13 protein-coding genes and 1 pseudogene are annotated in these 14,622 nt (G+C 69.2%); 3 read left to right on the plus strand and 11 right to left on the minus strand.

Features of this window, described 5'->3' with window-relative positions; translation table 11 throughout:
* Nucleotides 1-98 precede the first annotated feature (98 nt).
* Nucleotides 99-1,022, plus strand: coding sequence for a family 43 glycosylhydrolase (locus tag DDF62_RS23610; RefSeq protein WP_116491377.1), 924 nt, complete (start codon nt 99-101; stop codon nt 1,020-1,022).
* A gap of 150 nt (nt 1,023-1,172) precedes the next feature.
* Here DDF62_RS23610 and DDF62_RS23615 read toward each other — a convergent pair whose 3' ends face one another.
* The gene (locus DDF62_RS23615; protein ID WP_116491378.1) at nt 1,173-1,919 is read right to left on the minus strand and encodes an isocitrate lyase/PEP mutase family protein; all 747 of its coding nucleotides are present in this window, start codon (nt 1,917-1,919) and stop codon (nt 1,173-1,175) included.
* 55 nt (nt 1,920-1,974) lie between these two features.
* Entirely contained in the window at nt 1,975-4,035 is a 2,061-nt protein-coding gene (locus DDF62_RS23620; protein ID WP_116491379.1) for a ComEC/Rec2 family competence protein, read from the minus strand.
* Nucleotides 4,036-4,210: 175 nt separating this feature from the next.
* On the opposite strand from DDF62_RS23620, the gene gltX reads away from it, so the two are divergent.
* Both gltX and gltA read left to right on the plus strand, forming a co-directional pair.
* Entirely contained in the window at nt 4,211-5,632 is a 1,422-nt protein-coding gene (gltX, locus tag DDF62_RS23625) for a glutamate--tRNA ligase (RefSeq protein WP_116491380.1), read from the plus strand.
* Between the two features lie 67 nt (nt 5,633-5,699).
* Complete coding sequence (gene gltA, locus DDF62_RS23630) at nt 5,700-6,980, plus strand: citrate synthase (RefSeq protein ID WP_116491381.1); 1,281 nt, start codon at nt 5,700-5,702, stop codon at nt 6,978-6,980.
* Nucleotides 6,981-7,044: 64 nt separating this feature from the next.
* Here the strand turns inward: gltA and DDF62_RS26385 are convergent.
* The 9 genes and pseudogenes from DDF62_RS26385 to DDF62_RS23675 all read right to left on the minus strand — a co-directional run.
* A pseudogene (locus tag DDF62_RS26385) lies at nt 7,045-7,182 on the minus strand (hypothetical protein); the annotation flags it as partial.
* Nucleotides 7,183-7,185: 3 nt separating this feature from the next.
* Nucleotides 7,186-8,643 carry an alginate export family protein gene (locus tag DDF62_RS23640; RefSeq protein ID WP_116491383.1) on the minus strand — a complete coding sequence of 486 codons (1,458 nt, stop codon included), beginning with the start codon at nt 8,641-8,643 and terminating at the stop codon, nt 7,186-7,188.
* 63 nt (nt 8,644-8,706) lie between these two features.
* The gene (maiA, locus tag DDF62_RS23645) at nt 8,707-9,336 is read right to left on the minus strand and encodes a maleylacetoacetate isomerase (protein WP_116491384.1); all 630 of its coding nucleotides are present in this window, start codon (nt 9,334-9,336) and stop codon (nt 8,707-8,709) included.
* A 7-nt stretch (nt 9,337-9,343) separates the two neighbouring features.
* The gene (locus DDF62_RS23650) at nt 9,344-10,678 is read right to left on the minus strand and encodes an MFS transporter (protein WP_116491385.1); all 1,335 of its coding nucleotides are present in this window, start codon (nt 10,676-10,678) and stop codon (nt 9,344-9,346) included.
* A 69-nt stretch (nt 10,679-10,747) separates the two neighbouring features.
* A complete protein-coding gene (locus DDF62_RS23655) occupies nt 10,748-11,443 on the minus strand; it encodes a fumarylacetoacetate hydrolase family protein (RefSeq protein ID WP_116491386.1) in 696 nt (231 codons plus the stop codon).
* Nucleotides 11,440-12,492 (minus strand): gentisate 1,2-dioxygenase, encoded by a 1,053-nt coding sequence (gene gtdA / locus DDF62_RS23660; RefSeq protein WP_116491387.1) that lies wholly within the window; start codon nt 12,490-12,492, stop codon nt 11,440-11,442. The genes DDF62_RS23655 and gtdA overlap by 4 nt, the downstream gene beginning before the upstream one ends.
* Entirely contained in the window at nt 12,492-12,836 is a 345-nt protein-coding gene (locus DDF62_RS23665; RefSeq protein ID WP_116491388.1) for a non-heme iron oxygenase ferredoxin subunit, read from the minus strand. The genes gtdA and DDF62_RS23665 overlap by 1 nt, the downstream gene beginning before the upstream one ends.
* On the minus strand, nt 12,833-13,327 hold the full coding sequence (locus tag DDF62_RS23670; RefSeq protein WP_116491389.1) for an aromatic-ring-hydroxylating dioxygenase subunit beta: 495 nt from the start codon (nt 13,325-13,327) through the stop codon (nt 12,833-12,835). Before DDF62_RS23670 ends, DDF62_RS23665 begins: the two co-directional genes overlap by 4 nt.
* Nucleotides 13,324-14,565, minus strand: a complete 1,242-nt coding sequence (locus DDF62_RS23675; protein ID WP_116491390.1) for an aromatic ring-hydroxylating dioxygenase subunit alpha — start codon at nt 14,563-14,565, stop codon at nt 13,324-13,326. Before DDF62_RS23675 ends, DDF62_RS23670 begins: the two co-directional genes overlap by 4 nt.
* Nucleotides 14,566-14,622: the final 57 nt, after the last annotated feature.

Raw genomic sequence — 14,622 nt, forward strand, 5'->3', positions numbered from 1 at the left:
ATTTGTCTGAGTTAATCGAAGCTGCTACTCCAGACCCAAGGCCGTCAGGCGCGTCATGCAAGACGCGCCGGCGCCATCGGCCGATCGGAGGAGCACCCATGTCCCACGCGCCCATCGTATCCTTAAGCGCCGCCCTCTGCCTTGCGCTTGGCCTCGGCGCCGCCGCCCAGCCGATCACCCAGCGGTTCAGCGCCGATCCCTCGCCGCACGTGTTCGGCGACACGGTCTATGTCTACACCACCGACGACGCGTCGAACTCAGGCAAGTACTGGGACTCGACGTCCTGGCGGCTCTACAGCTCCAAGGACCTGAAGACCTGGAGCGACGACGGTGCGTTCCTGGACGTGACGGTGTTCAAGTGGGCCAGGCCCGACGCCAAGGCCTGGGCGCCGGGCGCGGTCGAGCGCGGCGGCAAATATTACTTCTACGCACCCGTAGGCGGCGACAAGATCGGCGTGGCCGTGGCCGATCGGCCGCAGGGCCCGTTCAAGGACGCCATCGGCGCGCCGCTGGTCGACAAGGCCCGCGACGCAAACGCCGGCGACGAGCCGATCGACCCGCAGGTGCTGATCGACGACGACGGCCAAGCCTACATGCTGTTTGGCACCCGCGTGCCCAAGATCGTGCGGCTGGGGGCGGACATGGCCTCGCTGGCCGGTCCGATCGAGAACCTCGTGGTCACCGGCTATCCGGCGAACGACCCGAAGAAGAAGTACGGCGAGGCGCCGTTCCTGCATAAGCGGAACGGCCTCTACTATTTCAGCTTCTCGACCGGCTGGCCGGGCCAGATCGTCTACGCCACCGCGAAATCGCCGATGGGGCCCTACGCCTATCGCGGCGTGATCCTCGACTACCTGCCGATCTCGACCAACCACCAGGCCATCATCGAGCGCGACGGCCGGTGGTGGTTCTTCTATCACGACAAGCTGTTGCCCGGCGGCGGCGATCATAGGCGCTCGATCACTCTGGCGCCGCTGAGCTACGGCGCCGACGGCGCGATCCTGCCGATCAAGCGGCCCTAGGGCGGATCGAAATCAGCGGCTTGGGCGTGGTCCTCGCCCTTCGACAGGCTCAGGGTGAGGACCATTTACAGGCTTGGCTGTCAGAAAAACCTCATCCTGAGCCCGTCGAAGGACGAGGTTTTCGTCTCAGATCCTGAATGTCGGTCGCGCCTAGATCACCAGCTCCTTAGCCGCCGCCTCGAAGCCTGCCCAGGCCGCCGCGGCCAGGGCCGCTCCGGTGCTGGCGCGGCGCACGCCCAGGCCCGGCAGGTCGGCGAGCTTCATGTCGGGGCCCCACAGCAGCACGTTGACCGGCTTGGGGGCGACGGCCGCGACGATGGCGGCGATGTCGTCGTATCGGGTCACGCCCGGGGCGTAGAGGCAGTCGGCGCCGGCTTCCGAATAGGCCACGAGACGCTCGATGGTGGGCGCCAGCTCGTCTCGGCCGATCAGGAAGCCCTCGGTGCGGCCCACCAGCATGACGTCCTGGCCCGAGGCGTCGATGGCCGACCGGGCGGCGGCCAGGCGCTCGACGGCGATGTCGAGGGCGTAGAGGTCCGCGCCGACGCGGTCCTCGATGGAGAGGCCCGCCACCCCGGTCTCGACCGCGCGGGCGACATTGGCGGCGACGCCCTGGGCGGTTTCAGCAAAGCCCGCCTCGAAATCGGCGTTGACCGGCAGGTCGGTGGCGGCGACCAGCAGGGCCAGGTGCTCGATCACTTCGTCTACGCTGACCTCGCCGTCGGCGCGGCCCCAGGACCAGGCCATGCCGGCGCTGGTCGAGGCCAGGGCCTTGAAGCCGAGCTTTCGCAGGCGATGAGCGCCACCAGCGTCCCACGGGTTTGGCAGCACGAAGAAGCCGTCCTGGTGCAGGGCCCGGAAGGCGGCGCGGCGGGCGGCGAAGGTGGCGTTCGTCATCGGTCCTGGCTCTCCAAACGAGTCGTCGCCGCCAGATAGCCGCGGCAGCGCGGCATCATCCGCCCGGTTCTTGCGCAATCGTGTCAGCAGTCGTGGTCCAGGGACGCTGGCCGCGCCCCGGCGTGGTCCAGACGATCCACCAGCCGTCGCGCTTGCGCCAGAGCTCGGCCGCGCCGCCGGCGGCGAAATCCTCGCCCGCCAGCACGACGGCGTCATGACAGGCGGCCGGCAGGGCGGCGGGCCTGGGGCCGCGCAGGACGACGACCTCGGCGCCGGCGCAAAGCTGCTCAAGGGCCTCGGCGGCCGGGGCGCGGCGGGTCCAGGACAGGCTGGCGGCGACGGGCGCGCCCTGCCCCGGACGGCATGAGGCGCGGTCGCAGGTGAAGCCGCCGCCGTCGACGGGGGTCAGGCCGCGTCGGCGGGCCCACAGCTCGGCGCCGAAGCGGCGCGCGTCGGGGCGTAGCAGCACCGCGTCCCCGCCCCGGCGGGCGACGGCCGTGGCGCCGTCGGCGGCGATCCAGAGGTCGGGCGCGGCCGGACGCGGCCACAGGGCCACGGCCAGGAACAGCGGCGCGCCCAGCCAGCGCAGGCGACCCTTCCACAGGCACAGCAGCATGACGCCGAGGAACGACAGCACCAGGGTGAAGCCCGGGGCGCTGGCCACGGTCTGCTGGGCGCCGTGGGCGCTGGCGAACCAGCGGGCGACGGCGGTCATGGCCTCGATGCCCCAGCCGGCTACGGCCAGGAACGGCCCGCCCAGGCCCAGGGGCTCCAGCGCCGCGCCGACCGCCAGGAACGGCATGATCACGAAGGACGACAGCGGCGAGACTACCAGGTTGGCCGGCAGCCCCCAGATGGCCACCCGGTTGAAGTGCTGCATGGCGAAGGGGCCGGTGGCCAGGCCCGCCACGAAGCTGGCGCCGACGCTGATGGCCAGCCAGGCCAGGGCGGCTTGGGTGAAGCGGATGGGCCAGGGCACCTGGATCTCGCGCGGCTGGCGCGGCCAGGCCTCGGCCAGGGCGACCAGGGCGGCGGTGGCGGCGAACGACATCTGGAACCCCGCCGCGCCGGCCTGCTCGGGCTGGGCCACGAGGATGATCAGCGCCGCCAGGGCCAGGCCGTGCAGGCTGACGGCCTGGCGGTCGGCGAGAATGGCCAGGAACGCCACGCCCGCCGTGATCGCCGCGCGCAGAGCCGGCGGCGGCGCGCCGGAAACGATCAGATAGGCGCCGACGGCCGCGAGACCGGCCAGGGCGGCGATCTTCTTGCCCGGAAAGCGCAGGGCCGCCCACGGCCAGGCGGCGATCACCAGCCGCACGGCCGCGAACACGAAGCCGCCGACGATGGCCATGTGCAGGCCCGATATGGAGAGGATGTGGGCGAGGCCCGAGGCGCGCATGGCCTCGGTCTGCTCAGGACTGACCCAGGCCTCGTGGCCGGTGACCATGGCCGCGGCGATGCCGCCGCTCTCGGGCCCCAGGCGTTCGACGATGCGCGAGGCCAGGCTCCAGCGCATGGCGTTGATCGCCATCGAGAGGCGCAGGCGCCGGGGCGGCGCATCTAGCGCGGCCTCCTCGATCTCGCCGACCGTGAAGCCGACGCCGCCGATACCGTTGAACCAGGCGTCGCGGGCGAAGTCGTGGGATCCGGGCGCGGCCGGCGGCGGCGGGGCCGACAGCATGGCGCGCAGGCGCAAGCTCGATCCCGGCGGCGGGGCCTCGACGCCTTCAGGCAGGCTGACGCGGATGCGAGTCGGGGTGGCCGCCGACGAAAGGCGCGAGATCGAAACGGGCGCGATCAGCAGGCGCGGTCCGGCCGCACCCGGCGAAACCACGTCGACGACGAATCCATCGACCACCCGAACGCCCCGCTCGACGGGCATGACCGGCGCGGCGACGCGGTCGCAGCGGACCTTGCCGGCCAGCGCGCCAGCGGCGGCGAAGGCTAGCAGGGTCAGCGGCACGGCCAGGCCGCTCCAACGTGTCCAGCCCCGGCTCCAGACCGCCAGGACGCCCAGCGCCAGGGACACGAGGGCCAGCAGCGACCAGCTGGGCTCGGCCTTCAGCCCCAGATAGGCCGCCGCGCCGAGCGCGAAGGCCACGGGGCTCCACAACATCCATCGGGCGGCGTTGAGCCGCGCCTCGTCGATCAGTTGTGTGACAAAGGTTGCGGGACTAGGACACCTTCGAACGGCCGTGCTAAGACGCGCCGCCCAACGGCCGGCGCGCGCGCCGCGCGCCGTCGGGCCTCCCGCCGCCCCCGCGGCCTCCAGACCGTCAGCTTCGAAGCCTATGTCCAGTTCCTCCCCCGCCCCCAGCGGCGTCGTCACCCGCTTCGCCCCGTCGCCGACCGGCTTCCTGCATATCGGCGGCGCCCGCACGGCGCTGTTCAACTGGTTATATGCACGCCATACGGGAGGGAAGTTCCTTATTCGCGTCGAGGACACCGACCGCGAGCGCTCGACCGACGCCGCCGTGGCCGCGATCTTCGAGGGCCTGGACTGGCTGGGCCTGAAGTCGGACGAGGAACCGATCTTCCAGTTCAGCCGCGCCGACCGTCACCGCGAAGTGGTCCAGGATCTGCTGGCCAAGGGCCGCGCCTATCGCTGCTGGATGACCGTCGAAGAGCTGGAAGCCGCCCGCGAGAAGGCCCGCGCCGAAGGCCGCGCCATCCGCTCGCCGTGGCGCGACGCCCCGCCGCCGGCCGACCCCAGCGCGCCGCACGTCATCCGCTTCAAGGGCCCGCTGGAAGGCGAGACCCTGGTCGACGACATGGTCAAGGGCCCGGTGACGTTCCGCAACATCGAGCTGGACGACCTCGTCCTGCTGCGCAACGACGGTGCGCCGACCTACAACCTCGCCGTGGTGGTCGACGACCACGACATGGGCGTGACCCACGTCATCCGCGGCGACGACCACCTGAACAACGCCGCCCGCCAGAGCCTGATCTACAAGGCGATGGAATGGGACGTGCCGGCCTTCGCCCACATCCCGCTGATTCACGGGCCGGACGGCGCCAAGCTCTCCAAGCGCCACGGGGCGCAGGCCGTCGGCGAGTTCGCCGACATGGGCTACATCCCCGAAGGGCTGCGCAACTACCTGGCGCGCCTGGGCTGGGGTCACGGCGACGACGAGGTGTTCAACGACGAGCAGGCGATCAGCTGGTTCGACGTCAAGGACGTCGTGAAGGCCCCTGCCCGCCTGGACTGGGCCAAGCTGAACTTCATCAACAGCCAGCACCTGCGCCAGGCCGACGACGCGCGCCTGACCGCGCTGACGCTGAAGGCCCTGACCGCCGCCGGGACCGACCTGCCGGCCGACGCCGAGGCGCGCATCGCCTCGACCGTTCCGCAGGTCAAGGAAGGCGCCAAGACCATCCTGGAGTTGGGCGAGCACGTGGCCTTCGCGCTGAAGGTGCGTCCGCTGACGCTCGAGGAAAAAACCGCCAAGCAGCTTTCCGAGGAAACGGTCGCGCGCCTCGCACGACTTCGTGAACATCTCGCCGCCGCCCCGGTGTGGGGCGTCGCGGAACTCGAGGCGCTGTTGAAATCGTTTGCTGAATCCGAGGCTGTCGGCTTTGGAAAGTTCGGCCCGCCGCTGCGTGGAATCCTCACCGGCGGGGCCCAGGCGCCTGACCTGAACAAGATCATGGCGGCCCTGGGACGAGACGAGTCGCTCGGGCGGCTTGACGATGCGCTGGCGTCGCGCGCATGAGGCGCTATAACGCACCCGCGAAATGCAAAACTGGACTGATCGTACCACTATTGAAAGGGTCTCTCGCATGACCGACAAAGCCACGCTGACGATCGGCGAAAAGAGCTACGAGCTGCCGATCCTCAAGGGCAGCACGGGTCCGGACGTTCTGGACATCCGAAAGGTCTACGGCGAAAGCGACCATTTCACCTTCGACCCGGGCTTCACCTCGACCGCCTCGTGCGAGAGCAAGATCACCTATATCGACGGTGACGCCGGCGTTTTGCTGCACCGCGGTTATCCGATCGACCAGCTCGCCGAGAAGTCGTCGTTCCTCGAAGTCTGCCACCTGCTGCTGAACGGCGAGCTGCCGACGGCCGCCGAGCTGGCCAAGTTCGAGAACAACATCACCTACCACACGATGCTGCACGCGCAGTTCGACCGGTTCTTCGAAGGCTTCCGTCGCGACGCCCACCCGATGGCCGTCATGACCGGCGCCGTGGGCGCCCTGTCTGCCTTCTACGCCGACAGCATGAACGTCGACGACGCCCGTGAACGCGAAATAAGCGCTCATCGCCTGATCGCGAAGATGCCGACGATCGCCGCCCGCGCCTACAAGTACACGGTCGGCCAGCCGTTCGTGTCGCCGCGCAATGACCTGTCGTACTCGGAAAACTTCCTGCGCATGTGCTTCTCGGTCCCGGCCGAGGACTGGAAGCCGAACCCGGTCCTGACCCGCGCCATGGACCGCATCTTCATCCTGCACGCCGACCACGAGCAGAACGCCTCGACCTCGACCGTCCGCCTGGCCGGTTCGTCGGGCGCTCACCCGTTCGCCTGCATCGCCGCCGGCATCGCCTGCCTGTGGGGCCCGTCGCACGGCGGCGCCAACCAGGAAGCCCTGGAGATGCTCGAGCAGATCGGCACGGTCGACAAGATCCCCGAGTTCATCGAGGGCGTGAAGGCTCGCAAGCACAAGCTGATGGGCTTCGGCCACCGCGTGTACAAGAACTTCGACCCGCGCGCGAAGGTCATGCAGAAGACCTGCCACGAGGTCCTCGGCCAGCTGGGCATCAACGACCCGCTGCTCGAAGTGGCCATGGAACTGGAAAAGATCGCGCTGAGCGATCCGTTCTTCATCGAACGCAAGCTGTACCCGAACATCGACTTCTACTCGGGCATCACCCTGCGCGCGATGGGCTTCCCGACCAACATGTTCACCGTGCTGTTCGCCCTGGCCCGCACCGTCGGCTGGATCAGCCAGTGGAAGGAAATGTTCGAGGATCCGACCCGCAAGATCGGTCGTCCGCGTCAGCTCTACACGGGCTCGACCCAGCGCGACTACATCGACGTCGAAAAGCGCGGCTAAGCGCTTTTCCGGCTTCGGAAATGAAAAGGCCCCGGGAAACCGGGGCCTTTTTGTTTGCCGCCACCTCCCCCGTGAAACGGGGGAGGTGGCGCGCTGCGGATACGCAGCGTGACGGAGGGGGCGAGTGACGGAGCGCCGAGCCCAGTCTCGCCCCCTCCACCGCTTCGCGGTCCCCCTCCCCCGTTTCACGGGGGAGGAACTGGCCTCAGAACCGCAAACCCACGATCAGGCCCGCATAGGTCTGGTCGTCGGCCATGCCGGTCTGCTTGAGGTACGTGCCCGAGGTCGTATGGTTCAGGATCCCGGTCACCGTCACGAACGGCGAGACCGCGTAGCTGGCGAAGGCCGCCTGGCGCCAGCCGACATAGTGGGCCGTGCCTTCCAGACCGCCGCGCAGCACCTGGCCGCCGAGGCCATAGAGACCGTCCTCGTCGCTCTGGCGCCACAGGCCAGCCACCTGCAGGCCGGCGGTCAGCTTGGTCGTCGGCTTGAAGGTCAGCTGCGGCTGGATGGCCACCATGTTGGTGATGCCGAAGTCGGTGCGCAGCGAGATCGGCTGCGGGAACATCTGGGCGTAGGAGTTCAGCTTGCCGTCATTGCGGTCCTTGTCGCCGGAAGCCGCCTCCAGGCGCAGGCCCAGGCGCGGCGACCACGGGGCCTTGAAGGTGTAGCCGCCCATGGCCGAGACGTACCAGGCCGAGACGTCGAGGTCGCGGTACGCGCCATCCTGGTAGACGCCTTCCAGGTCGTAGTCCCACTGGCCGTAACGGCCGGCCAAGCGCGCCGAGTAGGAGCCGCGGCGGTCGCGGCCGCCGGTGACGCTGTCATAGACCGCGCCACGCTTGTCGCTGTTGACGTAGAGCAGCTCAAGCTTGGGCGCCGTCGGCCCCTGCCCCAGCGTGCGCGAGGCGGTGACGCCGGCCAGGCGGTAGTCGAAGTTGGTGGCGTCGTCCCACGAGGTCTTGGCCTCGCGCAGGGCGTAGCCGTAGAAGGCGCCGCCGCTCCAGCCGCTCTTCCGGTCGACCAGCACGCGGGCCATGTCGAACGAGGTGCGGCTGTTGGCGCCCTCGCGCATGTCGAACAGGCGGTAGGCGCCCAGGCCCAGTTCCTGGCGGCCGACACGCAGGCGGACCTTGGCGTCGCCGACCTCGGCGTTGGTTTCCAGGAAGGCCTGGTGCAGGTCCCAGCGGCTGACCTCGATCGGCGGCTCGCCGCTGTCGAGATCGATGCTGCGGGCGTCCTGGACGTCGACGAAGGCGCGCAGGCGAGATCCCATGTGCAGGTCGGCCCACAGGCGGGTGCGGGTCTGGGCGTTGCCGTCCTCGTCCTGGGCGCCGCGGCCAAAACGCTCGTTGCCGCGGTCTTCCAGCCGCAGGCGGAACTCGCCGCCGAGGCTGAGATAGCTGGTTTCGCCGACGGGGATGTATTTCAGCTTCGACCAGGGCGTGGCGCGCTTGGCCGGATCGGCCAGGTAGCTCCAGTCCTCGTCGAGGTTGATCAGCTTGAAGGCGGGCGCCTTGGTCGCGGCCGGCGGCGGCACGTTGCCGGGCGACGGGGCGTTCTGGGCGGGGATCGGCACGACCCGGTCTCGAGCCTGGGTGGCGATCGGGGCGTCGGCAACGGGCGCAAGCAAGGCGGCCGCGGCCACAGTGGTCAGCAGCATGGGTTTCCTCCAGAGGGCGCGGTTGGCTCCGCGCTCTTTGGTTCTTGGCTTTAGGGGATGGGTCTATTCGGCGTCGGGCTGGGCCGACGGCGCGGCGGACTTGAAGGCGTCGAGCTCCAGGCAGGCGGCTTCGATGTCGGTCAGGCGGCTCCAGCGCAGCTCGACGCCGAAGCGCCGGGCGTTGCCCAGCTGCGGCACGAGCACCAGGTCGGCCAGGCCCGGCGCGTCGCCGAAGGCGAAGCGGCCCGACTGGCCGGCCAGCAGCTTGTCGACCGCGTCGAGGCCTTCCTCGATCACGCCGGCGGCCCAGCCCTGGACGGCGGGCTCGTCGAGGCCGAGCTCACGCAGGCGGGCCAGGACTTTCAGGTTCTGCACCGGGTGGATGTCGCAGGCGATGGCCTGGGCGACGGCGCGAACCTGGGCTTTGGCGAACGGGTCGGACGGCAGCAGCGGCGGCTGCGGGTGGATCTCGTCGAGATACTCGACGATGGCCAGGGACTGGGTCAGCACCCGGCCGTCGTCGAGGGCCAGGGCCGGCAGCAGGCCCTGCGGGTTGATCGCCAGAAAGGCCGGCGCCCGCTGCTCGCCCCGACGCAGGTGGTGGAACACCTGGTCGGCGGGCAGGCCCTTGAGGCCCAGGGCGATCCGCACGCGCCACGACGCGGTCGAACGAAAATAGCCGTGCAGGATCATGGTGGTGTCAGACTCCGGACTTCTTGCGCACGCCGCCGAGGATGAAGACGGCGAGCGAGGCGATAAGGGCGGGAACCACGGCCGTCAGGATGATCGAACCGGGGGCCCACTTGTTGGCGAGGAGCGCGCCGCCCACGAGCGGGCCGACGATGGCGCCGACGCGGCCGACGCCCAGCGCCCAACCCACGCCGGTGGCGCGGATGGCGGTGGGATAGACCGACGCCGCCAGGGCGTTGCAGCCGATCTGGGCGCCGACGACGCCGAAGCCCGACAGCGCCGCGCCGACCAGCAGGGTGGTCAGGTGGGTGCCGCCCAGGGCGATGACGGCGATGAAGGCGGCCGAAGCCGCATAGGCCGCGCCGAGCACGACATAGGGGCTGAAGCGGTCGATCAGGCGGCCCAGGGCGATGGCGCCGACCACGCCGCCGAGGTTTAGGGTGGCGGTCGACAGGATGGCCATCGACAGCGGCAGACCCGCGCCCTTCAGCAGGGTCGGAAGCCAGTTCACCAGGAAATACATGACGAGCAGGTTCATGAAGAACGCGACCCACAGCAGGCCAGTGACCGGCGCGCGGCCCTGGGTGAACAGCTGGGCGACCGAGAAGCCCTTGGGGGCCTCGGCCTGCTCGCTGCGCAGGTGGGCGACGAACTCGGCGGTCGAGGCCTGTGCGTCGATGCGGCGGACGATCGGCGCGATCTTGCTCTCCGGCGCGCCCTTGGCGACCAGGAAGCGCACCGACTCCGGCAGCATGACCATCAGCACCGGCACGAGCAGCAGCGGCAGTACGCCACCGAGCACGAACACCGAGTGCCAGCCGAACTGGTCGATCAGGCCGGTCGACAGCACCCCGCCCAGGGTCGAGCCCAGCGGGAAGCCGCAGAACATCACCGTAACCAGCGTGGCGCGCAGCCGCTCGGGGGCGTACTCGCTGGTCAGGGCGATGATGTTGGGCATGGCCGCGCCCAGGCCTATACCCGTGAGAAAGCGGTAGGCCAGCAGCTCGTTCATCGTGTCCGAGGTCGCCGTCAGAAGGGCGAACAGGCCGAAGATCACGGTCGAGATCAGGATGATGGTCTTGCGGCCGAACTTGTCGGCGGCGGGGCTGAGCAGGAAGGCGCCGACGGTCAGGCCCAGCAGGCCCACGGCGAAGATCGGGCCGAAGGCGGCCGGGGTCAGGCCCCAGTCCTCGGCGATGCGCGGGGCCACGTAGGCGATGGCCTGCGTGTCGAACCCGTCGAGCATGGCGATGATGGCGCAGAGCGCCGTGACGCCGAACTGCAGCGAGCCGAACTTGGCCCGGTCGACAACGGCGTTGCCCGCCGTCGCTTCAAGAGTAGCCATTGTCGTTTCCTCTAAGAGGGGGCGGCTCTGTTGGCCGCTCCCCTCGTCCCTAGTCTTGGTGGTTCGCGATCAGGCCGCGGGCGGTCCAACCTGGATGTTCAGCGGGGCCAGGCCCTCGATGGTGACGACCATCGCGTCGCCCTCCACCACGGCGCCGACGCCGGCCGGGGTGCCCGTGTAGATCAGGTCGCCCGGCTCGATGCGGTAGAGGCCCGACAGGTAGGCGACGATGTCGGCCACCGGCCAGATCAGGTCGGCCAGGTCGGCCTGCTGCTTGGTCTCGCCATTGACGGTCAGCTTGATCTCGCCCTTGGTCGGGTCAAAGCCTTCGCCGGCCTTCTGGATCAGGCCCAGCGGCGAGGACTGCTCGACGTTCTTTCCGGTGTCCCAGGGGCGGCCCTGGGCGCGGGCTTCCAGCTGCAGGTCGCGACGGGTCATGTCGAGGCCGGTGGCGTAGCCCCAGACGTGGTCCAGGGCGTCCTGGACGGCGATGTCGCGGCCGGTCTTGCCGATGGCGACCACCAGCTCGGCCTCGTAGTGGAAGTCCTTGGTCTTCTGCGGATAGGCGATCGTCGCGCCGTCCGGCACGACCGTCTCGGCCCACGCGGTGAAGAAGAACGGCGGCTCGCGGTCGGGATCGCGGCCCATCTCTCGGGCATGGGCGGCGTAGTTGCGGCCGACGCAGAAGATGCGGCGAACCGGGAACTGTTCGCCGGTGGAGGTGGCGGCCAGGACCGGCGCCTGGGGTTCGAAGATCAGGCTCACAGGTTTTCTTCCTTGTAGAGGTTCAGCTTTTCCTGGCAGGCCTTGTCGGAGTAGCCGAACAGGACGAGTTGGCTTTGGGCCTTGAAACGGACCGTCTTCCACGACGGGACGACGAGGATCTCGCGGGGGCTAAGGGCGATGGTTTCGCCCTCGACGACGGCTTCCCCTTCCCCTTCCACGACCACGAAGATCGTGCCGTCGGTCGAGCGGCGGTCGCGGGTCTCGAACCCGGCCGGCATCAGCCGCACATGCGCCGAGATGGTCGACATGATCGGCCCGCCATTGACGGGATTGAGGAACTCCAGGGCGTGGCCCAGGTGCGGATCGATCTGCGCCCCCTTGGCCATGGCGTCCAGCGCCGGCCGCCACTCCGCGTAGGGATAGTGGAACAGCGGCTGGTGAGCCGGACGGCGGTCGGCCGTGTGCCCCTTCAGCGGACGCATGTTGCGGCCGTAGCGGTTGAGGCTGTCTCCGGCGGGAACCTGCTCGGGGAACTGGTCCTCGGCATAGCCCTCGGCGAAGCTGGCGTCGAAGTGGCGGACGGTGGGTATGTCCAGCCCGTCGAGCCAGATCATCGGCTTGGCCGTGGGGTTGCCGTGGTCGTGCCACTGGCCGCCCGGGGTGAGCACCAGGTCGAAGGGCCGCATCACGGCCTTCTCGCCGTCCACCGAGGTGTAGGCGTCCTCGCCTTCCAGCACGAAACGCAGCGCGCACTGGGCGTGGCGGTGGGCGGGCGCGATCTCGCCCGGCAGGATCAGCTGCAGGCCGGCGTAGAGGCTCGGCGTGATGCTCGACAATCCGCCGAGCCCCGGGTTTTCCAGGATCAGCACACGCCTTTCGGCCTGCTTGGCGCTGATCAGGTCGCCGGCCCGCATCAGGTAGTCCCGGGCGCTGTCATAGGACCACTTGTGGACCTTGGCCGGCGAGTCCGGCTGGGGCAGCACCAGGGCGCTCAGTTTTTCCCAGAGCGGATAGAGGCCTTCGGGCTCCATCTGCTCGTACAGCGCCTCGAGCTGGCTGCGCTGGTCGTTGCGAAGCACCGTCTCCATCACGCGGCTCCCGGCAGGCCGACGTGCAGCAGGCCGCCTTCCAGCTTCACCGGGAAGGTGCGCACGGCCACCGAGCACGGCGCGCCGACGGCCGCGCCGGTCTTCACGTTGAACGTGCCCTGGTGCAGCGGGCATTCGATCAGCTCGCCGTCGAGGAAGCCGTCGGCCAGGCTGGCCTGGCCGTGGGTGCAGAGGTCGGCGGTGGCGTAGTACGCGCCGTCGACGGCGTAGAGGGCCACCTTCAGGCCGCCGACCGTGGCGGCGGCGACGCCGAACTCTTCGAGGTCGGACGGGGGAACGGCGGGCGCCCAGGTCAGCGCCGCGTTGTCGATGACGTCGGTCATACGGGGTACACCAAGCTGTTGGGAAGCATTTCGGAGTCGAAGACCACCACGCGCTCGGCAAAGCGCAGGCGGCCCTCGTCGGCCACGATCAGGTCGTGGCAGACCGCCGAGAGGACGATCTCCGAAGGCTTGTCGATCAAGGTCTGGACGAGCAGCAGGTTGTGGCGCGTGCGCACCCCGCCGTTCTCTTCGCCGACAATGCGCGGGGCGGTCGGGAAGCGACGGTAGTAGCGCGGCGCGTACATCTGGGTGCGGGTCAGGCCCGTCACCCGGTCCTTCAGCATGCCGCGGCTTTCGGCCTGCATGGTGCTGAGGGTGTAGCCGGCCTCGAAGTTCTCGCGCGGGATCACCCGATAGAGGCAGTCCTGAGTGAAGAACTGGGGCCAGTCGTGCAGGCGCACCTCGTCCAGGGTTGCGTAGTAGTCGTCATAGAGGTCGCGGATCGCATCGCGCGTGATCGCGGCCGGACGGTCGGTCAGGGTCGTGCTCACAGGCCCATCACCTTTCGCCAGTAGCGGTACATGCCGCGCACGGCCGTTTCGGTGACCTGGTGGTCGGTGCTCTCGATGGCGCGCCCGCCCATCTGCAGGATCATGTGCGCGTCGGGGGACGGCGTGGCGCCCTGCTGGGTCATCTCCAGCACCTCGCCGTCGTCGGCCGAGACGAAGCCGGCCGGACCGAAGAGGTTGGCCTGGCGCGTGCGGCGCAGGCGCATCTCCGGCGTGTCGTCGGCATAGCACCAGTGGGTCCAGTGGAAGTCGAACCCGCCTGGCCCCTTGGGCACGATCTGACGGGTGGTCAGCGAATTGACCTGCTGTTGCAGGATCACGCTGGGGAAGATGGTGATCATGCCCACCGTCTCCTCGCCGGGGAACTCCTGCACCACGTCCATGACGCGGGGATCCTCGAGCACCAGGTCGCCCTGGAAGTTGCGGATGTCGGCCATGGCCTCGGTCTTTTCCTGCTCGCCCTTGCGGGAGATCAGGATGCCGTGGCGGCCCTCGTCGTCGATATCGACCGCCGACTTCTGGTCGGCGCGGAACAGGCCGAAGGTGGCGAAGAACACGTGCAGCAGGCCCGCGTGGTACGGGTCCTTGATGTTCTCCTGCATCTGCTTCCAGTTGGCAGGAATGTGCTGGCGGTTGTAGCCCAGCACTTCCAGCTTCCGGCCGTCATAGACGCGCGTGTAGTGCTTCCAGAACTTCTCGCCGAGGTACTCGCGGAAGGCCGGGGTCTCTTCGGAGAAGGTGGCCCAGACGACGCCGTGGACTTCCTCGACGCGCAGCTTGGTCAGGCCGTTCTGCGTAAGGTCGAAGTCGGCCGGCATGCCGCCCTGGCGCTTGACGCCCCGGCGGAACGGCACGCCCTGCAGGTCGCCGTTCAGGGCGTACGACCACTGGTGATACGGGCAGATCAGCTCTTGCGAGTGGCCAAAGCGCGCCTGGCAGAACTTCACGCCCTTGTGGGCGCAGCGGTTCTCGACGACCGAGATCTCGTTCTCGGCGCTGCGCACCATGACGACCGGACGCTCGCCGAGGGTGGCGGTCTTCCAGTCGCCGACATTGGGGATCTCGCACTCCAGGCCGACGTACAGCCAGTGCGGGCCGTACCAGATCTTGCGCAGCTCCTCGGCGTAGATCTCGGGGTCGGAATAGACCCAGTACGGGACGGCGGCGTCCGCATCGGCGGGCCACAGGCGGCCTTCCGGGGGACGAACGGGGATGGTCATGGGCAGCTCCCAGACGGTGGTCGAAGCGGCGATCTCACGTCGCCATTGACCCTCACC

It is taken from the genome of Caulobacter radicis, from assembly GCF_003094615.1.
Classification (GTDB): domain Bacteria; phylum Pseudomonadota; class Alphaproteobacteria; order Caulobacterales; family Caulobacteraceae; genus Caulobacter; species Caulobacter radicis.